This is a genomic window from Isoptericola sp. GX10416 (assembly GCF_056590155.1).
Map to the genome: position 1 here is coordinate 311,678 of NZ_JBWPVO010000003.1, position 21,571 is coordinate 333,248.

The 21,571-nt window shown below is 73.4% G+C and carries 20 protein-coding genes; 3 read left to right on the forward strand and 17 right to left on the reverse strand.

What is annotated here, in order from left to right; all coding sequences use genetic code 11:
* The 11 genes from ACWAT2_RS07230 to ACWAT2_RS07280 all read right to left on the reverse strand — a co-directional run.
* Window positions 1-288: NADH-quinone oxidoreductase subunit J (locus tag ACWAT2_RS07230; RefSeq protein ID WP_480048697.1), on the reverse strand; the 288-nt coding region annotated here is incomplete at its 3' end.
* Window positions 285-1,091 carry an NADH-quinone oxidoreductase subunit NuoI gene (gene nuoI / locus ACWAT2_RS07235; protein WP_402372651.1) on the reverse strand — a complete coding sequence of 269 codons (807 nt, stop codon included), beginning with the start codon at window positions 1,089-1,091 and terminating at the stop codon, window positions 285-287. The genes nuoI and ACWAT2_RS07230, both read right to left, overlap by 4 nt.
* Complete coding sequence (nuoH, locus tag ACWAT2_RS07240; protein ID WP_402372654.1) at window positions 1,088-2,428, reverse strand: NADH-quinone oxidoreductase subunit NuoH; 1,341 nt, start codon at window positions 2,426-2,428, stop codon at window positions 1,088-1,090. Before nuoH ends, nuoI begins: the two co-directional genes overlap by 4 nt.
* Window positions 2,425-5,016: an NADH-quinone oxidoreductase subunit G gene (locus ACWAT2_RS07245; protein WP_402372656.1), complete on the reverse strand. Its 2,592-nt coding sequence runs from the start codon at window positions 5,014-5,016 to the stop codon at window positions 2,425-2,427. The genes nuoH and ACWAT2_RS07245 overlap by 4 nt, the downstream gene beginning before the upstream one ends.
* Window positions 5,013-6,353 (reverse strand): NADH-quinone oxidoreductase subunit NuoF, encoded by a 1,341-nt coding sequence (gene nuoF, locus ACWAT2_RS07250; RefSeq protein ID WP_402372658.1) that lies wholly within the window; start codon window positions 6,351-6,353, stop codon window positions 5,013-5,015. Before nuoF ends, ACWAT2_RS07245 begins: the two co-directional genes overlap by 4 nt.
* On the reverse strand, window positions 6,346-7,194 hold the full coding sequence (nuoE, locus tag ACWAT2_RS07255) for an NADH-quinone oxidoreductase subunit NuoE (protein WP_402372661.1): 849 nt from the start codon (window positions 7,192-7,194) through the stop codon (window positions 6,346-6,348). The genes nuoF and nuoE overlap by 8 nt, the downstream gene beginning before the upstream one ends.
* The gene (locus ACWAT2_RS07260; RefSeq protein WP_402372663.1) at window positions 7,191-8,552 is read right to left on the reverse strand and encodes an NADH-quinone oxidoreductase subunit D; all 1,362 of its coding nucleotides are present in this window, start codon (window positions 8,550-8,552) and stop codon (window positions 7,191-7,193) included. Before ACWAT2_RS07260 ends, nuoE begins: the two co-directional genes overlap by 4 nt.
* The gene (locus tag ACWAT2_RS07265) at window positions 8,549-9,307 is read right to left on the reverse strand and encodes an NADH-quinone oxidoreductase subunit C (protein ID WP_402372666.1); all 759 of its coding nucleotides are present in this window, start codon (window positions 9,305-9,307) and stop codon (window positions 8,549-8,551) included. The genes ACWAT2_RS07260 and ACWAT2_RS07265 overlap by 4 nt, the downstream gene beginning before the upstream one ends.
* A complete protein-coding gene (locus ACWAT2_RS07270) occupies window positions 9,304-9,855 on the reverse strand; it encodes a NuoB/complex I 20 kDa subunit family protein (protein ID WP_402372669.1) in 552 nt (183 codons plus the stop codon). Before ACWAT2_RS07270 ends, ACWAT2_RS07265 begins: the two co-directional genes overlap by 4 nt.
* Window positions 9,856-9,913: 58 nt before the next feature.
* Window positions 9,914-10,276 carry an NADH-quinone oxidoreductase subunit A gene (locus ACWAT2_RS07275; protein WP_402372671.1) on the reverse strand — a complete coding sequence of 121 codons (363 nt, stop codon included), beginning with the start codon at window positions 10,274-10,276 and terminating at the stop codon, window positions 9,914-9,916.
* Between the two features lie 77 nt (window positions 10,277-10,353).
* A complete protein-coding gene (locus tag ACWAT2_RS07280; RefSeq protein ID WP_402372673.1) occupies window positions 10,354-11,679 on the reverse strand; it encodes a geranylgeranyl reductase family protein in 1,326 nt (441 codons plus the stop codon).
* Between the two features lie 225 nt (window positions 11,680-11,904).
* Between ACWAT2_RS07280 and ACWAT2_RS07285 the strand changes: the two genes are divergently transcribed.
* Window positions 11,905-12,063, forward strand: a complete 159-nt coding sequence (locus ACWAT2_RS07285; RefSeq protein ID WP_402372675.1) for a hypothetical protein — start codon at window positions 11,905-11,907, stop codon at window positions 12,061-12,063.
* 117 nt (window positions 12,064-12,180) lie between these two features.
* Here the strand turns inward: ACWAT2_RS07285 and ACWAT2_RS07290 are convergent, their stop codons facing one another.
* A complete protein-coding gene (locus ACWAT2_RS07290; protein WP_402372677.1) occupies window positions 12,181-12,873 on the reverse strand; it encodes a demethylmenaquinone methyltransferase in 693 nt (230 codons plus the stop codon).
* 90 nt (window positions 12,874-12,963) lie between these two features.
* Here ACWAT2_RS07290 and ACWAT2_RS07295 point away from each other — a divergent pair, with 90 nt between their 5' ends.
* On the forward strand, window positions 12,964-14,337 hold the full coding sequence (locus tag ACWAT2_RS07295; RefSeq protein ID WP_402372680.1) for an isochorismate synthase: 1,374 nt from the start codon (window positions 12,964-12,966) through the stop codon (window positions 14,335-14,337).
* Between the two features lie 13 nt (window positions 14,338-14,350).
* On the opposite strand, the gene ACWAT2_RS07300 is transcribed toward ACWAT2_RS07295, so the two are convergent.
* Window positions 14,351-15,637: a DUF6114 domain-containing protein gene (locus ACWAT2_RS07300; RefSeq protein ID WP_402372682.1), complete on the reverse strand. Its 1,287-nt coding sequence runs from the start codon at window positions 15,635-15,637 to the stop codon at window positions 14,351-14,353.
* Between the two features lie 53 nt (window positions 15,638-15,690).
* Window positions 15,691-16,281 carry a DUF6230 family protein gene (locus tag ACWAT2_RS07305; protein WP_402372684.1) on the reverse strand — a complete coding sequence of 197 codons (591 nt, stop codon included), beginning with the start codon at window positions 16,279-16,281 and terminating at the stop codon, window positions 15,691-15,693.
* A 112-nt stretch (window positions 16,282-16,393) separates the two neighbouring features.
* Between ACWAT2_RS07305 and ACWAT2_RS07310 the strand changes: the two genes are divergently transcribed.
* On the forward strand, window positions 16,394-16,996 hold the full coding sequence (locus ACWAT2_RS07310) for a TetR/AcrR family transcriptional regulator (protein WP_402372686.1): 603 nt from the start codon (window positions 16,394-16,396) through the stop codon (window positions 16,994-16,996).
* Window positions 16,997-17,068: 72 nt separating this feature from the next.
* Here ACWAT2_RS07310 and ACWAT2_RS07315 read toward each other — a convergent pair whose 3' ends face one another.
* The 3 genes from ACWAT2_RS07315 to ACWAT2_RS07325 all read right to left on the reverse strand — a co-directional run bounded on the left by ACWAT2_RS07315 (window position 17,069) and on the right by ACWAT2_RS07325 (window position 21,558).
* A complete protein-coding gene (locus ACWAT2_RS07315; RefSeq protein WP_402372688.1) occupies window positions 17,069-18,595 on the reverse strand; it encodes a S1C family serine protease in 1,527 nt (508 codons plus the stop codon).
* Window positions 18,596-18,706: 111 nt separating this feature from the next.
* Complete coding sequence (menD, locus tag ACWAT2_RS07320) at window positions 18,707-20,533, reverse strand: 2-succinyl-5-enolpyruvyl-6-hydroxy-3-cyclohexene-1-carboxylic-acid synthase (protein WP_402372691.1); 1,827 nt, start codon at window positions 20,531-20,533, stop codon at window positions 18,707-18,709.
* Window positions 20,530-21,558 carry an o-succinylbenzoate synthase gene (locus ACWAT2_RS07325; protein WP_402372694.1) on the reverse strand — a complete coding sequence of 343 codons (1,029 nt, stop codon included), beginning with the start codon at window positions 21,556-21,558 and terminating at the stop codon, window positions 20,530-20,532. Before ACWAT2_RS07325 ends, menD begins: the two co-directional genes overlap by 4 nt.
* Between the last annotated feature and the right edge of the window lie 13 nt (window positions 21,559-21,571).

A 21,571-nucleotide genomic window follows, 5' to 3' on the forward strand; every position in this document is an offset into this window, starting at 1 on the left:
GATCCAGCGCTGACCGCGGATCGTCTCCGTGAGCGAGTCCGCGGCGTCGACCCCCACGAGCATCAGCACGAAGAGGAAGAGCATCATCACGGCGCCCGTGTAGACGACCACCTGGACGATCCCGAGGAACGGCGCCTCCTGCGCCACGTAGAGCACCGCGAGGCCGATCATCACGAACACGATGCAGACGGCGGCGTGCACGGCGCGGCGCACCACGAGCAGCCCCGCGGCGGCGATCACCATGAGCGGTGCCAGCGTCCAGAAGAGGACCTCCTCACCGCCGCTCATCGCGTGCCCCCCTGGCCCGCCCGCGACGCCTCGCGGGCCGCGCGCTCACGAGCAGCCGACCGCCCGTCGATGTTGGACTCCTCGGCCGCGGCACGCGTCGCGGCGGCCCGGTCCTGGTCCGGACGCAGCCGGTGCTGGTCCGGCGTCGGCAGCGGCGCGTCCCCGGCGACGACGGCGGCCGCCGCGTCGAGCGTCGGGTCGTCCGGGCGGCGCTCGCGCACCCAGTCGACCTGTGCGGCGGTGGGTGCGCTCACCTCACCGCGGTAGTACTCGGTGTCCGTCGTGCCCTCGACCATGGGGTGCGGCGCGGCCAGCATGCCCTCGGCCAGCGGTGCCAGGATGTCCTGCTTCTCGTAGATCATGCCCTCGCGCGTGGGACCGGCGATCTCGTAGTCGTTGCTCATCGTGAGCGCCCGGGTGGGGCACGCCTCGATGCACAGCGCGCAGAAGATGCAGCGCAGGTAGTTGATCTGGTACACGCGGCCGTACCGCTCGCCCGGGCTCATGTGGGCGCCCTCGGGCAGGTCCGCGTTGTCGGCACCCTCGACGTAGATCGCGTCGGCCGGGCACGCCCAGGCGCACAGCTCGCAGCCGATGCACTTCTCCAGCCCGTCGGCGTACCGGTTGAGCTGGTGACGCCCGTGGTAGCGGGTCTGCGGAGCCGTCTTCTTCCGGGGGTACTCCTCGGTGACGGCCGGTCGGAACATCGACGAGAACGTCACGCCGAACCCGGCGACCGGGGCGAAGAGCTCGCCCACCGGCCCCTTGGTCGGGCGCAGCGGCTCGTACGGCTTGTCGGTCATCGCGTCTCCTCCGCGTCGACGTCGGCCGGGGAAGCCGGGGGGTCCTGCGGTGCCGGCGGCACCGTGCGACGGGCACGCGGCGAGGCCGGCAGCGCCTGTCCGGGCAGGGGTGGCACGGGGAAGCCGTCCGCGAACGCGTCGAACCCGCCGCCGTCGTCCGGGCCCGCGCCGCCGACCGCCCGCCTGTCGGGTGCCTTCCGGTCCGGCCACAACCACAGGATGACCATCACCAGGGCGAACACCACGAGGATCGCCACGATCATCTGCGTGCGGGTCACGCCCGACAGGCCGGCCCAGCGGAACGAGGCCAGCGCCACCAGCCACACGATGGCGAACGGGATGAGCACCTTCCAGCCGAACACCATGAACTGGTCGTAGCGCAGCCGCAGCAGCGTGCCGCGCACCCAGACGAAGAAGAACATCAGCACCCACACCTTGGCCAGGAACCACAGCACCGGCCACCAGCCGGTGTTGAGCACGCCGTCGCCGATCATCGACAGCGGCCACGGGGCGCGCCACCCGCCCAGGAAGAGCGTCGTGGCGACCGCGGAGACGTTGATCATCGCGATGTACTCGGCCAGGAAGAACCAGGCGAACTTCATCGACGAGTACTCGGTCATGTAGCCGGAGACGAGCTCGCCCTCGGCCTCGGGCAGGTCGAAGGGGAGCCGGTTCGTCTCCCCCACCATCGAGATGATGTAGACCACGAACGCCGGTGCCAGCGGCAGGAACCACCACAGGGCCGTCTGGGACTCCACGATCGACGAGGTCGACATCGACCCGGCCATGATGAAGACGCTCACCAGCGACAGCCCCATCGCCAGCTCGTAGCTGATGACCTGGGCGGTGGAGCGCACGGCGCCCAGCAGCGGGTACGTCGAGCCGGAGGACCAGCCGCCCAGCACGATGCCGTAGACGCCGATGGAGGCGCACGCCAGCACGTACAGCGTCGCCACCGGGAAGTCGGTGAGCTGTGCCGGGGTCGAGTAGTCCGTGAACGGGATGGTGACGCTCGGCCCGAACGGGATCACGGCGAAGACGAGCAGCGCGCAGAACACCGAGATCATCGGTGCCAGGAGGTACATGACCCGGTCGGCGCGCGTGACCGTCAGGTCCTCCTTGAGCAGCAGCTTCATCGCGTCGGCCAGCGACTGCAGCAGACCGATCGGACCGTGCCAGTTCGGCCCGGGACGCAGCTGCATGCGAGCCACGACCTTGCGCTCGAACCAGATCGCGAAGAGCACGCTCGTCAGCAGGAACACGATGATGAGCACGGCCTTGACGATGGTCGTCACGATCGTGTCCGCGCTGAAGTCGGCGGCGACTCCGGGGATCATGCGTCGTCTCCCTTCTCGGCCGGCGCGATCCGCACCGGCTCGCCGGGCCTGGCACCCAGGTCGTCGTGGACCCGGCAGCCCCGGGAGGCCGTCGGCAGCCACACCACGTGGTCGACCATCTCCGTGATCGCCACCGGCACGGTGACCGAGCCGCGGTCCGTGGAGACCGTCACCAGGTCGCCGTCGAACACGTCGAAACCGGCAGCCGTCACGGCGCTGACCCGCGCCACGGGGCGCTTCGCCGTCCCCGCCAGGTGCTCCTCCCCGTCCTGCAGCGCGCCGTCGTCGAGCATCAGGTGCCAGCTCGCGAGGACGGCGGTACCGGCGGCGACGGCGGGCGGCTCGGGCGGACCGGACCGCGGGGCGGCAGCCCGCCCGCCGGTCCACGCGCCGAACGCCGCGATCGCGCGGTGCGCGTCGAGCGGTTCGGCGGCGCCGAGGTCCACGTCGAGCTGGGCGGCGAGCGCGTCGAGCACCCGGTGGTCGGGCAGCGCCGACGACTCGAGCGCCTGGCCGAAGGAGCGCACGCGGCCCTCCCAGTTCCAGTAGGACCCGGCCCGCTCGACCGGTGGCGCGACGGGCAGCACGACGTCGGCCAGTGCGGTGGCCTCGGTGTGCCGCACCTCGAGCGCGACGACGAACCGGGCGGCACCGAGCGCCCGGCGGGCGTGCTCCGGGTCGGGCAGGTCGGCCAGCTCGAGGCCGCCCACCAGCGCGCCGGTGAGCTGACCGACGCTCAGGGCGTCGAGGATGCCGTCCGTGTCCAGGCCGGGGGTGTCGGGCAGCGACCCGACGTCGACGCCCCACGCCGCGGCGACCTCGGCCCGGGCCGCGTCGTCGACCAGCGGGCGGCCACCCGGCAGCAGGCCCGGCAGCAGGCCGGCCTCGACGCCGCCACGCTCACCGGCGCGCCGCGGGATCCAGGCGATCCGGGCACCCGTCGCCTCCGCGAGGCGCAGCGCCGCCGTGTACGCGCCGGGCGCACCGGCGAGGCGTTCGCCGACGAGCACGACGGCGCCCTCCTGGCCGAGCGCACCGGCCACGTCCTCGATCGTCTCGCGGTCTGCTCCGGCGGGCACCAGGCCGCCGTCGGCCTGGGTGGCGAGGGTGCTCAGCCAGTCCGCCTCCGTGCCGGGCGCCGTCGGCAGCAGGGTGCCGTCCAGCCGGGCCAGGCCGCGGCTGCGGAACGGCGCCACCGAGAACACGCGCGCGCCGGCCTTCACGGCCTTGCGCAGGCGCAGGAACGTGATGCCGCCCTCCTCCTCGGCCTCCAGGCCGGCGAGCAGGACCGCGGGCGCGGCCTCCAGGTCGGCGAACGTGACGCCGACGCCGGTGCCCGCCACCCGGTGCGCGAGGAACGCCGTCTCCTCGACCGAGTGCACACGGGCACGCTGGTCGACGTCGTCGGTCCGCAGCACCGTCCGGGCGAACCGGGACCAGGCGAAGGCGTCCTCCACGGTGAGCCGGCCGCCCGGCAGGACGCCGACCCCGCCGTCGTCCCGCGCGGTGGCCAGGCCCTGCGCCGCGACCTCCAGGGCCTCGACCCACGACGCCGGCCGCAGCTCGCCGTCCTCACGGACCAGCGGCGTCGCGATCCGGTCCGGAGCGGACTGCCACGTGAACGCGAAGCGGTCCTTGTCGGTGATCCACTCCTCGTTGACCGCCGGGTCGTCGCCGGCCAGCCGGCGCATCACCTTGCCGCGGCGGTGGTCGACGCGGATCGCGGCCCCGCACGAGTCGTGCTCGGCGATGCTCGGGCTCGAGACCAGGTCGAACGGGCGCGAACGGAACCGGTAGGCAGCGCTGGTCAGCGCACCCACCGGGCAGATCTGCACCGTGTTCCCGGAGAAGTAGGAGGCGAACGGCTGGCCCGAGACGTCGGGCTGCGCGATGCCGAGCGGGACGTCGACCACCTTCGAACGGTCGTCCCCGGGCGGCGCGAAGTCCAGCACCTGCTCGTCGAAGCGGCCGATCTGCTGCTCCGCGCCGCGCTCCTGCAGCGCGATGAACTCGTCGCCGGCGATCTCCTCGCTGAAGCGGGTGCAGCGCTGGCACAGCACGCACCGCTCGCGGTCGAGGAGCACCTGGGAGGAGACGTGGATGGGCTTGGGGAAGGTGCGCTTGATGTCGACGAACCGTGACGTCGCCCGGCCGTTCTTCATGGCCTGGTTCTGCAACGGGCACTCGCCGCCCTTGTCGCAGACCGGGCAGTCGAGGGGGTGGTTCATGAGGAGCATCTCCATGATGCCCTCCTGCGCCTTGTCCGCGACCGGCGAGGTGCGCTGCGTCTTGACGACCATGCCCGGCGTGACGGTCATGGTGCAGGACGCCTGCGGCTTCGGCATGGCGCGCACGTTGCCCTCGCGGTCCGGCATGGCGACCTCGACGAGGCACTGGCGGCACGCCCCGGCCGGCTCCAGCAGCGGGTGGTCGCAGAACCGCGGGATCTCGATGCCGACCTGCTCCGCCGCGCGGATGATCAGCGTCCCCTTCGGCACGGTGACCTCGACCTCGTCGATCGTGCAGGTCACGGTCTCCACGGGGGCGTCGGCCGCGCCGGGCGTCCCCTTGTCCGTGGTGGCGGTCATCGGTGGCCTCCCGCACCCGCGAGCGCCGGCGGCGCCTGGGGTGTGTCGTCGAACAGCGTGGACCGGGCCGGGTCGAACGGGCAGCCCCGGCCGTCGAGGTGCGCCTCGAACTCGTCCCGGAAGTACTGGATGCTCGAGGTGATGGGCGACGTCGCCCCGTCACCCAGCGCGCAGAACGCGCGGCCGAGGATGTTGTCGCACAGGTCGAGCAGCAGGTCGATGTCGGGGGCGGTGCCCTCGCCGGCCTCGATGCGGTGCAGCACCTGCTTGAGCCAGTAGGTCCCCTCCCGGCACGGTGTGCACTTGCCGCAGGACTCGTGGGCGTAGAAGTCCGTCCAGCGGCTCACGGCGCGCACCACGCAGGTGGTCTCGTCGAAGATCTGCAGCGCCCGGGTGCCGAGCATGGACCCCGCCGCCCCGACCGACTCGTAGTCGAGGGGGACGTCGAGGTGCTCCGCCGTGAACAGCGGCGTCGAGGACCCGCCCGGCGTCCAGAACTTCAGCTCGTGGCCCTCGCGGACCCCGCCGGCGAGGTCGAGGAGCTCGCGGAGCGTGATGCCGAGCGGCGCCTCGTACTGCCCCGGCCGGGTCACGTGCCCCGACAGGGAGAACAGGCCGTGGCCCTGCGACTTCTCGGTCCCCATCGACGCGAACCACTCGGCACCCTTGGCCACGATGCCGGGCACGGACGCGATCGACTCGACGTTGTTCACCACGGTGGGGCGGGCGTACAGGCCGGCGACGGCAGGGAACGGCGGCTTGAGGCGCGGCTGGCCCCGCTTGCCCTCGAGGGAGTCGAGCAGCGCCGTCTCCTCGCCGCAGATGTACGCGCCGGCCCCCGCGTGCACCGTCACCTCGAGGTCGAACCCCGACCCCTGGACGTCGGTGCCGAGATAGCCCGCGTCGTAGGCCTCCTGCACGGCGGCCAGGAGGCGGCGGTAGACGTGCAGCACCTCGCCACGGACGTAGATGAACGCGTGGTGGCACCCGATGGCGTAGCTCGTGATCGCCACGCCCTCGATCAGGTGCTGCGGGCTGGCGAGCATCAGCGGGATGTCCTTGCAGGTGCCCGGCTCGGACTCGTCGGCGTTGACCACCAGGTAGCGCGGTCCGCCGTCGGGCGCGGGGAGGAAGCCCCACTTCATGCCGGTCGGGAAGCCCGCGCCGCCGCGTCCGCGCAGCCCCGAGTCCTTGACCGCCTGCACCAGGTCCGCCGGGTCCTGCGCCAGCGCGGCACGCAGACCCTCGTAGCCACCGTGGGCCAGGTAGGTCTCCAGCGTCCACGACCGCTCGGCGTCCCAGGTGTCGCTGAGCACCGGCGTGAGCACGTCAGTCATCAGAACCCTCCGTTCGCTTGCCCGGCTCCGACGCGTCCGGCATGCCCGGCTTCTCGTCCTGCGCCGTCGTCGGTTTGCGCTCGGCGCTGGACTGCGCCGTGCCCGTCTCCGGCGGCACCTCGGTCGCCGGCTCGCCCGCCGCGTCCGCGCCGTCGGGCTCGGGGGCGGTCCAGCCCCGCTCGCGCGCGATCCGCAGACCCTCGAGCGTGGGGCCGCCGGCGCCCGTGCCCTCGTCGGCCCGCCCGTCGGGGAAGCCCGCGAGGATCCGGCTCGTCTGCTTGAACGAGCACACGCTCGACGCCCCGCGGGTCGGCACGACCTCCTCGCCCGCCCGGAGGCGGTCGGCGATCTCGGTGGCCGACTGCGGGGTCTGGTTGTCGAAGAACTCCCAGTTGACCATCATCACGGGGGCGTAGTCGCAGGCCGCGTTGCACTCGACGCGCTCCAGCGTGATCGAGCCGTCCGGCGTGGTCTCGTCGTGACCGACGTCGAGGTGCTCGGACAACCGGTCGAAGATCGTGTCCCCGCCCATCACGGCGCACAGCGTGTTGGTGCACACGCCCACCGTGTACGTCCCGTTGGGGTGGCGCTTGTACTGCGTGTAGAACGTCGCGACGGCCGAGACCTCGGCGGCGGTCATCTCCAGCCGCTCGGCGCAGAACAGGATCCCGTCCCGGCTCACGTAGCCGTCCACCGACTGCACCAGGTGCAGCATCGGCAGCAGCCCGGACCGCGGGTCGGGGTAGCGTGCCGTGATCTGCTCGGCGTCGGCCGTGAGCGCGGCCAGCGTCTCGGCGTCGTACCCCGTGCGCGACCGTGCGCCCACCGGTTCGGCCGTCATCGGTCCACCCCTCCCAGCACCGGGTCCAGGGACGCGACGGCGACGACGACGTCGGCCACCTGGCCGCCCTCGCACAGCACCGACACGGCCTGGAGGTTGTTGAACGACGGGTCGCGGAAGTGCGCCCGGTATGGTCTCGTGCCGCCGTCGGACACGAGGTGCACACCCAGCTCGCCGCGGGGGTGCTCGACCGTCTGCCACGTCTGCCCGGCCGGGACCCCGAACCCCTCGGTCACCAGCTTGAAGTGGTGGATGAGGGCCTCCATCGAGTTGCCCATGATGTGGCGGATGTGGTCCAGCGAGTTGCCCTGGCCGTCGGCCCCGACGGACAGCTGGGCCGGCCAGGCGATCTTCTTGTCCGCGACCATCACGCGCGCGCCCTCCGTGTCGTCGAGGCGCTGCAGGCACTGCTCGACGATCTTCAGCGACTGGTAGCACTCCTCGAGGCGCAGCACCACGCGCGAGTACGAGTCGGCGGCCGTGTCGGTCGGGACGTCGAAGTCGTACGTCTCGTACCCGCTGTACGGGAAGGCCTTGCGCACGTCGTACGGGTGCCCGGCCGAGCGCAGCACCGGGCCGGTGATGCCGAGGGCGAAGCAGCCCGCCAGGTTCAGCACGCCGACGTCCGTGAGACGCGACTTGAAGATCGGGTTGGCCAGCATCAGGTCGCCGAGCTGGCCCAGGTACCCGCGCACCTTGGGCAGCGCCGCGCGGACCTGGTCCGTGAAACCCTCCGGCGCGTCCGTCGCGACGCCGCCCGGACGGACGTACGCGTGGTTCATGCGCAGGCCGGTGATCGCCTCGAAGAGCCGCAGGATCTCCTCCCGCGCGGTGAAGCCGATCGTCATGACCGTCGTCGCGCCCATCTCGTTGCCGCCCGTACCGAGGCAGACGAGGTGCGAGGCGACGCGGTTGAGCTCCATCATCAGCACCCGGATGACGCTCGCGCGCTCGGGGATGTCGTCGGTGATGCCCAGCAGCCGCTCCGTGCCGAGGCAGTAGGCGGTCTCCTGGAACAGCGGCGCGAGGTAGTCCATCCGGGTGCAGAACGTGGTGCCCTGCGTCCAGGTGCGGTACTCCATGTTCTTCTCGATGCCCGTGTGCAGGTAGCCGATGCCGCAGCGCGCCTCGGTCACCATCTCGCCGTCGATCTCGAGCATCAGCCGCAGCACGCCGTGCGTCGACGGGTGCTGGGGACCCATGTTGACGACGATCCGCTCCTCGCCGATCGCCTCGCGCGCGATCTCGTCCCAGTCGCCGCCGGAGGCCTCGAAGCCCGGCACGCTGGGGCCGTAGTCCTCGCTCGGCGGGCGGGTCGAGCGCGCCGCGTGCGGGCTGTCATACGCGGGCGCGGTCATGAGTACTGCCTCCTCGTGTCCGGCGGCGGCACCGTGGCGCCCTTGTACTCCACGGGGATGCCACCGAGCGGATAGTCCTTGCGCTGGGGGTGCCCGGGCCAGTCGTCCGGCATCTCGATGCGGGCCAGGCCGGGATGGCCGTCGAACACGATCCCGAAGAAGTCCCAGGTCTCGCGCTCGTGCCAGTCGTTCGTCGGGTAGACGCCGGTGGTCGTGGGGACGTGCGGGTCGGCGTCCGGGCAGGTCACCTCGAGGCGCAGCCGGCGCGCGTGGGTCACCGACGTCAGGTGGTAGACGGCGTGCAGCTCGCGCCCGGCGTCCTCCGGGTAGTGCACGCCCGAGACCCCGAGGGAGAGCTCGAAGCGCAGGTCCTGGTCGTCACGCAGCACCTGGCAGACCCGCACGAGGTGCTCGCGGGCGACGTACAGCGTCAGCTCCGCGTCAAGGCTCGGCCCGTCGCCCTCGGCGGACCGGCGCGGGTCCGTGATCATGACCCGCTCCACGGCGTCGCCGAACGCGACGCCCTGCTCGTCGAGGACCTCCGCGAGGACGTCGACGGCCTCGTCGAACCAGCTCCCGTAGGGGCGCGTGGCGGCCGGGGGCATCGTGACCGTGCGCACCAGCCCGCCGTAGCCCGACGTGTCGCCCGTGTCGTGCGCCCCGAACATGCCCGTCCGCTCGGCGACGAGCTCCGCCGTCGGCTCCGGCAGGTCATGACCTCCGCGGGCGACCTCGCGCCCCTCGCCGGCCGTCACCGCAGCAGCCCGATCATCTGGGACGTGGGCGTCGCCTCGAGCGCCGCCGCCTCGGCAGCCTTCGCCGCCTCGACCCGGTTCACGCCGAGCGGCGCGTCCTGGATCTGCTGGTGCAGCGCGAGGATCGCGTTGATCAGCATCTCGGGACGCGGCGGGCAGCCCGGCAGGTAGATGTCGACCGGCAGGACGTGGTCGACACCCTGCACGATCGCGTAGTTGTTGAACATGCCGCCGCTGGACGCGCACACGCCCATCGACAGCACCCACTTGGGCTCGCTCATCTGGTCGTAGACCTGCCGCACGACGGGCGCCATCTTCTGGCTGACGCGCCCGGCTACGATCATCAGGTCCGCCTGGCGCGGCGACGCCCGGAAGACCTCCATGCCGAACCGGGACAGGTCGAAGCGCGACGCACCGGCCGCCATCATCTCGATGGCGCAGCACGCCAGCCCGAACGTCACCGGCCACACGGACGCCTTGCGCAGATAGCCCGCGAGGTCCTCGATCGTCGTGAGCAGGAAGCCCGACGGCGATTCCTCCAGCCCCATGTCTCCTCCTTCGCGGAGCGTCGGTGCCACCGCGGTGGCACCCTTGCCGAACTTCCTGTCAGACCCAGTCGAACCCGCCGCGCCGCCACTCGTAGACGAACGGCACGGTGATCAGCACCAGGAAGATGAGCATCGCCGCCAACCCGAACCCGGCCAGGACGACGAAGTCCACGGCCCACGGGTAGAGGAAGACGACCTCGATGTCGAACACGATGAACGTCATCGCCACGAGGTAGTACTTGATCGGCAGCCGGCCGCCGCCCATCGCGAGCGGCGTCGGCTCGATGCCGCACTCGTAGGCGTCGAGCTTGGCGCGGTTGTAGCGCTTGGGCCCGATGACGGCGCTCGCCGCCACCCCGCCGAGCGCGAGGACGGCGGCGATCCCCATGAGGACCAGCACCGGGACGTACGGGTTGCTCATCGGATCTCCTCCACGCTTGCGTCACTCCGTCGTGCCACGTCGGGTCTCATGCCCAGCTCCTCCAGGGCTCCTCGGCCTCATGCACGGGGCACCACCCTCGTCAGTCCCGCGATCACCCGGTCGACCCAGTCGCCGCCGCGGGGCTCGTAGCAGTCCGAGAGCAGCTTGAGGACGAACTGCATGACGACCCGCCGTGGCAGCCCGTACCGCACGCACAGCCGCATCACCGCGGGGTGCTCGATCAGGCGCACGAACCATCGCCCGAGCGTGTAGTAGCCGCCCAGGTCGTCACGCATCCGGTCGGTGTAGGTGGTCAGCGTGCGTTCGCGGGCGTCGTCGGTGACGCGGGTGCGGGCCTGCGCGATCGCGTCGGCGGCCACGCGGCCGGCCTGCAGCGCGTAGGCGATGCCCTCGCCGTTGAACGGGCTGACCATGCCGGCGGAGTCGCCGACGAGCAGCGCCCCGTCGGCGTACATCGGGGTCCGGTTGAACCCCATCGGCAGGGCCGCGCCGCGCACGGGACCGACCTGGTTGTCGGGCGTGAAGCCCCACTCGGCGGGCGTGTTGCGCATCCAGGCGGCCATCAGCGCGCGGTAGTCGTGCCCGGTGGCGGACTGGCGTGCCGGCGTCGAGCTCACGGAGCCGAGGCCGACGTTGGCGGTGCCGTCGCCGAGCGCGAAGATCCAGCCGTAGCCGGGCAGGAGGTTCGACTCCCCCGGCACGCCGTCCCACAGCTCGAGATGGGACTCCATGAAGGCGTCCTCGTGACGGGATGTGGTCCCGCCGGCCTGGTCGGTGCGGAAGTAGGTGCGGACAGCGGTACCCATGGGGCGGTCGTCCCGGCGGGTGATGCCGAGCGTGGTCGCGAACCGTGAGGACACGCCGTCGGCGGCGACGACGACGGGGGCGCGGTAGGTGGTCGCGGGCCCGTCGGCGCGGCCGCGGCCGTCGAGCGGCTGGGCCGTGACGCCCACGACCCGGCCGCTGCGCTCGTCGGTGAGCGCCCCGGCGACCCGGGTCCGCTCGACGAGCTTGGCGCCGGAGGCCTGCGCGTGCTGGACCAGCCGGTGGTCGAGCGACATGCGGGACCGGGCCATCCCGTAGCCGGGGTAGGTGGTGAGCTCGGGCCAGGCGAGCTCCCAGGACCGTCCGCCGGCCACGACGCGCAGGCCCTCGTTGCGGATCCAGCCGTCGTCGGCGCGGGTGTCGACGCCCATCCGGGCGAGCTCCGCCACGGCGCGCGGCGTCAGGCCGTCGCCGCAGATCTTGTCCCGGGGGAAGGACGCCTTGTCCAGCAGAAGGACGTCGAGACCGGCGGAGGCGCACCAGTGCGCGGTCGAGGCGCCGGCCGGCCCGGCGCCCACGACGATCACGTCTGCGTCGTCGCGATGCGATGCTCGCACTGCCCCACCTCCCTCGAAGAGAGACCCCGACTCCGTTGCCGGGGACGTCTTGTGAACTCAGTCACAACGTACCTGCGCGTCACTCTAGTCACGATCCTCCGCAGATGTGTAGGAAGGCAAACCTTCCCTGGCGCGCACGCTGGCGTCGAGGCAGGTCGCGACATACGGTCGAACCGCATCCGCGCACCGACCGACCACGCACCTCTCATCAGGAGGCACCGCACCATGAAGGCAACGACCGCGCTCGTCATCGGCGCCGCACTGGGCTACTTCCTCGGCACGGAGAAGGGTCGCTCGACCCTCGACCAGGCCAAGGGGTGGGCCACCGAGACCTGGCACGACCCTCGGGTCCAGGAGAAGGTCGCGGAGTTCAGCAAGAGCTGACCGCGGCCTCGGCCTGCCGAACATCGAGTTCCGGACCGTTCTGGCTCACCAGAACGGTCCGGAACTCGTTGTTCGGCGGCCAGGGAGACCGGGGGCGGTCAGGGAGACCGGGGGCGGTCAGGGGCGGACGGCGCGGTGCAGGGCGACGATGCCGCCCGACAGGTTCCGGTAGCCCACCTGCGCCCACCCGGCGTCCAGCATCAGCCGGCCGAGCGCCTCCTGGTCCGGCCAGGCGCGGATCGACTCCGCCAGGTACTCGTAGGAGTCCTTCTCCCGCGTCACCGTGGACGCCACGACGGGCAGCGCCCGCATCAGGTACTCGAGGTAGGCCCGCCGGAACGGCGCCCACGTCGGGTGCGAGAACTCGCTGATGACGATCCGCCCGCCCGGCCGCACGACCCGCAGCATCTCGGCCAGCGCCGCCGAGGTGTCGACCACGTTGCGCAGGCCGAAGCTGATCGTCACCACGTCGAAGGCGGCGTCCGCGAACGGCAGCCTGGTGGCGTCCCCCGCCACGAACGGCAGGTCCCCCCGACGCGACTTGCCCACCTGGAGCATGCCGAACGAGAAGTCCGAGGGCACGACGACGGCACCGGCGTCCGCGAACGGCTCGCTGGACGTCCCCGTCCCGGCCGCCAGGTCGAGCACCCGTTCCCCGGGGCTCGCGTCGACCGCCGCGACGGTGATCCGTCGCCACCGGCGGTCCTGCCCGAGCGAGATCAGGTCGTTCGTCAGGTCGTACCGCCGAGCGATCCCGTCGAACATCGACGCGACCTCGGCGGGGTTCTTCTCCAGGCTGGCGCGGGACACGTCGCACATCGTGCCACGTCTGCCCCGGACCGGCCGCCGGGACCCTGCCACGCGGGCGTCACGGTGCGTCGGCGGCGTATCCTGGACGCGATGTCCGCCACGCCCCACCCGGCGCCGGTACCGCCGTCGGGCGCGTCCTCCGGCAGTCGCACGTACGCCACCGAGCCCCAGCCGCTCGTCGTGCGCACCACGCGCATCGACCCCCTGCCGGCAGACCTGACGGCCCTGGTGGACCTGCTCCCGGACACGCAACCGCTGACGTGGGTGCGCCGGGGCGACGGCCTCGTCGGCTGGGGAGAGGCGCTGCGGCTCGACACGTTCGGGCCGGGCCGGTTCGCCGACGCCGAGGCCGCCTGGCGCTCCACGCTCGCCCGCGCCGTCGTGCGCGACGAGGTCGGCCTGCCCGGCACCGGACCGGTCGCGTTCGGCACCTTCGCGTTCGACGACGGCGGAAACGGCGACCACTTCGACGGCGCCCGCCCGGAGGGCTCGCTCGTCGTGCCCCGCGTGGTCGTCGGACGGCGCGGGGACGTGTCGTGGATGACGACGATCGCGCCCGGGGACCAGCTGGAGGCCCCCGGTCCCGACGCCCTCGCCCGGACCGTGCGCGAACCGGTCACCGACCCCGGGCGGGTGACCCTCGCCGACGGTGCCGTCGCCGCCCGCGACTGGCCCGCCGTCGTCGCCGAAGGTGTCGAACGGATCCAGGCCGGCGAGCTCGAGAAGGTCGTCCTGGCCCGCGAGGTGCTCGCCACCGCGGAACGCCCGGTCGACCCGCGCTGGGTGCTGCGCCGGCTCGCCGACGGCTACTCCTCCTGCTGGACGTTCTCCGTGGCCGGGATGGTGGGTGCCACGCCCGAGCTGCTCGTGCGCAGCGAGAAGGGCCTCGTGACGTCCCGCGTGCTGGCGGGCACCATCCGTCGCGAGCCGGGCATGAGCGACGACGACGCCCTGCTGCACGCGGCCCAGCTCGCCCGCTCCTCGAAGGACCTCGAGGAGCACGAGTTCGCCGTCAGCTCCGTCGCGGGTGCCCTCGAGCCGTTCTGCTCCTCGATGAACGTGCCGGACGCGCCGTTCGTGCTGCACCTGCCCAACGTCATGCACCTGGCCTCCGACGTCACGGCCGTGCTCGACCCGGGCTCCCGGGCCAGCTCGCTGACGCTCGCGGCGGCGCTGCACCCCTCCGCCGCCGTCTGCGGCACCCCGACCGTCGCCGCCCGCGACCTCATCCGCGAGATCGAGGGCATGGACCGCGCCCGGTACGCCGGGCCGGTCGGCTGGGTCGGGGCCGACGGCGACGGCGAGTGGGGCATCGCGCTCCGCTCGGCGGAGCTCGGCGACGACCCGCGGCACGTGCGGCTTTTCGCCGGCTGCGGGATCGTGGCGGCGTCCGACCCGCAGTCCGAGCTGGCCGAGTCCGAGGCCAAGCTGGTGCCGATGTCCTGGGCGCTCGGCGCCGCCTGACCGACGGACCCGGTCAGTCCTCCCAGACCTGCTCGCGGAAGCTGCTCCACACCTGCTCCTCGGAGACGGCACCGAGGAACCCGATCGCCGGGTTCGCCAGGGCCAGCAGCCACCCGGTGAGCGTCGGTGGGTCCTCCGGGTCGACGACGAGGCGCTCACCGTCCGGCAGGCCGGCCCGCAACGAGGTGAGGTACATCGTGGCGTCGCCCTCCAGGGTCACCCGGCCGGCCTCCGTGATCGTCCCCCCGTCGCCGGTGCCGGCGTCGGCGTACGTCTTGAGCCGGAAACCGTCGAGCTCGACGCGGTCCGCCACGATCTTCAGCGCCAGACGGCGCCCGCTCGGCGTCGCCGCGGGCACCGAGACGACCGAGACGGACTGCAGACCCTCCATGCGCAGGTCCTCGGACTTCAGCTCGCCCGGGACGGAGAAGACGTCCGCATCCTCGCGGCCGCCCTGCGTCACCGGTGGCCCGTCCTCCTTTGGCGGTGCGGGTTCGTCGTCGCCGTCCTGCGGCTCGTCGGAGGCGCCCTCCGCCCCGTCGGATCCCGCGCCGTCGTCCGGGCCGCCGTCCGCGGCACCTTCGTCCGGGCCGTCGTCCGCGGCGCCGTCGTCCGGGTCGCCGTCGTCCGGGTCGTCGTCCGCGGCGTTGTCGCCCGCTGAGGGCGACGGGGACGGCTCGGCGTCCCCGTCGCCCTCAGGATCGTCCGGGCAGGTGACGCCGAACCAGTCGCACAGGACCGGCCCGCGCACCGCGCCGGACGCCGCCGGCTCGGCCGGGAGCGGCGCCACCGCGAGGGCGAGCGCCGCGAGGGCGCCCACCGCCGCGGAGTGGCGCGGGCCGCCGTCGGGCACCTCGACGGGCTCCGGGGCGGCGCCGTCGTCCGGGGCCTCCCGGGACCCGGTTGCTTCTGTCGCCTCCGGGGTTTCCGGGGCCGCTGTGGCTCCCGGGGCGTCCGGGGCCACGTCGCGGGGCAGCCAGGACACGGCGAGGATCCCACCGACGACGCCCAGCACCATGCCGATGCCGAAGCCTCCGAGGTTGACCCCGAGCAGCGAGTACACGGCGATCCCGATCGTCAGGATGCCGTAGAACACCCGGAACTGCGGCTGGGCCAGGAGCAGCGCGCCGAGCAGGACGAGCACGAGCGGCAGCAAGGTCGTCTGCATGCCCTCGATGCCGAGCTGGATCTCGAACCCGTCGATCCGCAGCCGGCCGGAGAACCAGAGGACCACGCCGGCCAGCACCGCGAGCACCCCGCCGGCGAAGGGCCGCGTGCGCCGCCACCCGGCGAACCGCACGCGGCGGCTCGCCGGGACGGCGGGAGCCTGCGCGGCACGCCCCCCGCCCCCTCTCAGAAGCACTCTTTACCGTCGGTCAGGCGCAGGTGCAGGTCCGCGAGCTTGAAGACGGCTGCCGACGTGCTCATGGAGACCTGCTGGAGTCCGTCGATCCTGATGGAGTCCGAGTCCATGGCGAAGTCGCCCTTGCTGCCCTTGGCCTTCGTCGTGACCGTGGAGGCGTCCACGCCGATGCGGATCTCCCCGAAGGTCGCGGTGCCGCGCAGGTCGCTCATGCCGATCTGCAGGTCGGTGGCCTCGACCGGGTTCTTCGGATCGGTGCCCGCGGAGATCATCAGGCCCAGCGGCATGCCGGGGACCTTCACCGACTGGCAGAGGTTGTCGAGCGTGGCGTCCTTGATGTTGGCGATCGCCACCGGGTGCTTGGCGCCCTTGGCGTCCTTGGCCACTCCGGCGTACTGCGAGAAGCCGGTCCCGTCGAGCTTGTCCGCCGAGATCTTGAACTGCTGGCCGGAGACCGCCATCGAGACGGGGACCGAACCCTGGGCGACACCGACGGACAGTGCGCCGATCAGTGCCACTGTCGGCACGGTGGCCAGCAGGGCGCGCCCGCGCCGGGTGCGGGTCAGAGAGCTGATCTTCATCGTTCCTCCCACTCACGGATGGGCGACGCCGATGTCGCCCGACGGCGTGACACTACGACTCTATTGAGGCAGCGTCAATAGTGTCGACCGTATCCGGCCCTAGGATCAGCACATGGCGCCACGCACCCGGATGAGTCCCGACGAACGACGCCAACAGCTCCTCGCGCTGGGCGTGGCAGCCCTGGCCGACCGGCCCCTCGAAGCCGTGACCGTCGAGGACCTCGCCGCCGCCGCCGGCGTCTCCCCCGGGCTCGTGCACCACTACTTCGGCAGCCGCCAAGGGCTGCACTCCGCGATCGTGCGCACCGCCCGCGACGCCATGCTGCACGCCACCGAACCCCGCGAAGACCTGCCGCCACGGGCGCGCCTGCGCGACACCCTCGACCGCTTCGTCGAGTTCGTGCGCGAGCACGAGGCCACCTTCTACTCGCTCGTGCGCGGCACCGCGAGCGGCGACGAGAGCGTGCGCGCCACGGTGCAGCACGCGCGCGACGTCCTCGCCGGATACCTGCGCGACGTCTTCCAGGAGATCGGCGTCGCACCCGGGCCGCTGCTCGACACCGCGCTGCACTCCTGGATCTCGTTCGCCGAGCAGGCACTCATCGAAGCCGCGGGCGATCCCGCCGTCCCGGCCGCGGAGCTGACGGTGTTCCTCGAGCGCAGCGCCATCGGGGTCGCCGGGGCGCTCGACCCGGCCCTGCGGCCGGAAGCCTGACACGAAAGACCCCGGGGCGACCGACGGACGAAAGGGGGGCGTCGGTCGCCCCGCGCAGGGGCTCGGCGGGGGTCAGCCGCCGAACATCTCGCGCAGCCAGCCGGGGATGTTCTCGGGCTGCGTCGGGTCGGAGGACTCGCCGCCCTGGTCGGCCCCGCCGTCGTCGGACCCCTGACCCTCGCCCGAGCCAGGGCTCTGCCCGCCCGGCGCACCGGAGCCCGTGGTGTCCTCCCGCACCGCGAACGTGACGTCCACCGTCTGCGACCGACCGTCGCGGACATAGGTGAGCGTGGCCTGCTCGCCGGCCGTGCGCTCCCGGACGTGCGCCGTGAGCGACTCCGCGCCGTTCACCGAGTCCTCGTCCACCGCGACGATCACGTCACCGGCCCGCAGACCGGCCTCGGCCGCGGGCGAGCCCTCGGTGATCTCGCCGACCTCCGCGCCGCGCCGCGTGACGCCGTCGGCGGTCGCCGTGGCGTCCCGGAGCGAGACGCCCAGGAACGCGTGCTCGGCGGTGCCGCCCTCGATGAGCTGGTCGGCGACGCTCGTGCCCAGGTTCACCGGGATGGCGAAGCCCAGGCCGATCGAGCCGGAGCGGTTCCCCCCGCCGGACAGGGTGGCGATCGACGACGTGATGCCCACGACCCGGCCCTGCGCGTCGAACAGCGGACCACCCGAGTTCCCAGGGTTGATCGCGGCGTCGATCTGGATCGCGTTGGTGACGACGACCTCGTTCGAGTCCTCGCCCGACGCGGCCACGGGCCGGTCCAGGGCCGAGACGATGCCCGTCGTGGCAGTGTTCGCCAGACCCAGCGGGTTGCCGACGGCGAGGACCGAGTCGCCGACCTGCACGGCCTCCGAGTCACCGAAGGTGGCCGGCTGCAGGTCGTCCGGCGCGTCGTCGAGCTGCACGACGGCGAGGTCTGTGGTCGGGTCGGTGCCCACGATCGTCGCCTCGTACAGCCGGCCGTCGCTGAGGGTGACCTGCACGGTCCCCTCCGAGGCGGACGCGACCACGTGGTTGTTCGTCAGGACGTGACCCTCGGCGTCCAGGACGACGCCGGACCCCTCCGACCCGCCGGCCTGCCCGGAGACCTGGATCGCCACGACCGACGGCGCGACGGCGGAGGTGACGGCCTGCCAGTCGGGGTTCTGGTCGCTCGAGCTCGCCACGGGCGCCGCCTCGGACTGCTCCGGCGCGCCGACCTCGGCGAGCGACGCGGCGGGGTCGTCGGCCAGCGGGCCGGTGATCGCGTACGTCGCGCCGCTCGCGAGCACCGCGGCTCCGGCCGCCGCGGCCACGACCGGGACCCACACCGAGCGCTGGCGCGTGGCCGCCGCCGGGTGCTGCTGGTACTGCATGTGCTGCTGGTAGCCGGGCTGGTACGACGGCGCACCGCCACCGTAGGGCGCGCGCGGGTCGGCGGTGCGATATGGCTGCTGCTGGGTCGCCCAAGGGTGCGCGAACTGCGCCGGGCGGTGCGGCTCGGCCGGGCCGTGCTGCTGCTCCCGCGAACCCGCGTGCTGCGGCTCGGTCGGCTGGGTGACGGGGTGCTCGCCTGCGGACGGCTGCTGCGGTGACGTGTCGTCGGTGCTCATGTGCCCTCTCCCTCGATGTCCTGGGTACAGGAAACACCGTGATCCTGGAGCGGCCCTTGGCTGAACCTGTGAAACCCCTGGCAATCGGTATCAGCGCAGGTCAGCGATGCACTACCTCGCCAGGCGGGCCACTACCTCGGCGTGGATGCGGGCCGTGAGGTCGCGGGACTCCGCCAGCCGCGCGGCACGCGCCACCGGCACCTCGATCACCCGGACCCCGTGCGACGGCCCGGCGAGCACGTGCCGCAGGGACGGGACGTCCTCGACGAGCTGGTGGTCCACGCCGTAACCGGCACACAGCTGGGCGAGGTGCGCGCCGTGCGGCGTGCCGAAGACCCGCTCGAACGTCGACGCCGCGTCCGGACCGGTGGCCGCCAGCGCCCCGTGCTCGAGGGTCGCGAAGATCGAGCCGCCGTCGTCGTTCACCACGACCACGTCGAGGTCGACGGCGGGCTCGCCGGGGCCGCGCAGCAGCCCGCCCACGTCGTGCAGGAACGTCAGGTCGCCGACGAGCACGCGGGTCCGACGGCCCGCACGACCGGCCCCGACGGCGATGCCCGTCGCGGTGGAGACGGTGCCGTCGATCCCCGCCAGACCACGGTTCGCGAGCACCGTCGGGATCGGGCCCGGCTCGAGACCGAGCACGAGGTCGAGGTCGCGCACCGGGTTCGAGGCGCCCACGACCAGGACGTCGTCCCCGCCGCTGGCGGCGACGACGGCGCGGGCGACGGCGAGCGCCGCGTGCGGAGCGCCGCGCAGTCCGGCCCGCACCGCCTCGTCGGACGTCACGGCCGCCACGACCCCGGCCGCAGCGTCGCTCGCCGCACGCCACCGCGCCGCGAAGGCCCCGCCGTCGGCCGGTGCCGACGGTTCGAACCACCGCTCGTGCAGGGCGTCGACCACCCGGGTCGCGTTGCGGGCGGCGTCCGGCCACGGGCCACCACCGGGCGCGACGACGGTGACGGCCACGTCGGGTCGGGCGAGCAGCCGCTGCACCGGGCGGGACAGGGTGGGGTGCCCGAGGACCACGACCTGGTCGACGCCGTCGGCCACGCCGTCCACACCCAGCACCGACCGGTAGGCGGTCACCGCGAGGTCGCCACGCCCGGCTCCGGCCGAGGGCTCGGCGAGCAGCGGCCAGCCCTGCGCCTCGCTCAGGTGCCGTGCCGCCGGGCCGGCGCCGTCACCCGCCACGACCAGCGTGCGCGCCCGGTCGCCAGGCAGCGCCGGGTCGGCGCCCGGTCCCGGCGCGGGCGGCACCACCTCCACCGCACGGCGGGGACCAGGCGGCCCGGCGGCGGAGCGGTCGGACCCGTCCGGCGCCGGGTGCAGCGGGTCGCGGTAGGCCAGGTCGAGGTGGACCGGCCCCGGATACCTGTCCCGCGAGCCGAGGGCCGCAGCGACCACCCGGCGAGCGGTGGCGAGCAGGTCACGGACCTCCCCGTCGCGGCCGTCCGGCGCCGGGACGTCGACGGCGGCACGCACCGCGGTCCCGAAGATCCCGACCTGGTCGGTGGTCTGGGAGGCGCCGGTGCCGCGCAGCTCGTGCGGGCGGTCGGCGGTCAGCAGGACGAGCGGCAGCCCGGAGTGGTGCGCCTCGAGCACCGCGGGGTGCAGGTTCGCCACGGCGGTGCCCGACGTCGTGACCACGACGACGGGACGCGGCGCGGCCCGGGTGCCGCCGTCGGCCGCCGCACCGAGGACCGACCCGCGCGACAGGCCGAGCGCCAGGAAGCCGGCCGAACGCTCGTCGACCCGCACGTGCAGCACCAGGTCGCCCCGCACGTCGGCCTCGGCGAGCGCGTAGGCGAGGGGCGCCGAGCGGGAGCCGGGCGCCAGGACGGCGTCGCGCACGCCCTGGGCGACGAGGTCCGCGACCAGGGCACGCGCGGCGTCCACCGCGGGGCTCGCGCTGCCCGACGGCGGCACCCCGGTCACGCGGCACGCCCCGCGGCGAGCAGGGCGGCCAGCCGGTCGTGGCGCGCGAACCAGCGGTCCCGCAGGTCCGGGGGTGCGGCCGCGGCCGCCAGCCGGTCCGGGCCCGGGGCGACCCGGCCGACCGGGAGCGCGCCGTCGACGGGGAGCAGGGGCGCGTCGGTGACGTCGCGCACGAGGAGCTGGGACGTCGCCAGCCCGCAGGCGTAGGGCAGCTCGGGCAGGGCGGCCGCGAGCGCCACCCCGGCGGCCAGCCCCACGGACGACTCGAGCGCGGAGGACACCACGACCGGCAGGCCGACCTGCTCCGTCAGCTCCAGGCAGGCCCGCACCCCGCCGAGCGGCTGCACCTTGAGGACGACGACGTCGGCCGCCTCCTCGCGGACGACGCGCAGGGGGTCGTCGGCGCGCCGGATCGACTCGTCGGCCGCGACCGGTACCGCCACCCCACGGCGCACCGCCGCGAGCTCGGGGACGGTGGCGCACGGCTGCTCGACGTACTCCAGGCCGCGGGCGGCGGCGTCCAGGAGCGGGATGCGGCGCAGCGCCTCGTCGACCGTCCAGGCACCGTTCGCGTCCACGCGGATCGCGGCGTCGGGCATCCCGGCGTCGTCGAACGCGGCGCGCACCGCCTCGACGCGCGCGATCTCGGCGTCGACCGGTTCGACGGGTCCTCCCGTGCCGCCGACGCCCGGGCGCTGCGCGACCTTGACCTTGGCCGTGCGGCAACCGCCGGAGGCCAGCACGATCTCGCGGGCACGCTCCGGCCCGACGGCCGGCACGGTGACGTTCACCGGGACCCGGTCACGGACCGGAGCCGGGAACGGGTGGTCCGCCGCCTCCCGGGCCGCGCGCAACCACGCGGCCGACTCGCCGTCGTCGTACTCCCAGAACGGGCTGAGCTCGCCCCACCCGGCCTCGCCGCGCAGGAGCAGGCCGTCGCGGACGTCGAGGTCGCGGAACCGGGTGCGCAGCGGGCTCGACCAGGCGAACCGGCGCTGACTCGTCGCGGTGAGGTGGTCAGGCACGACCTCAGGGTAG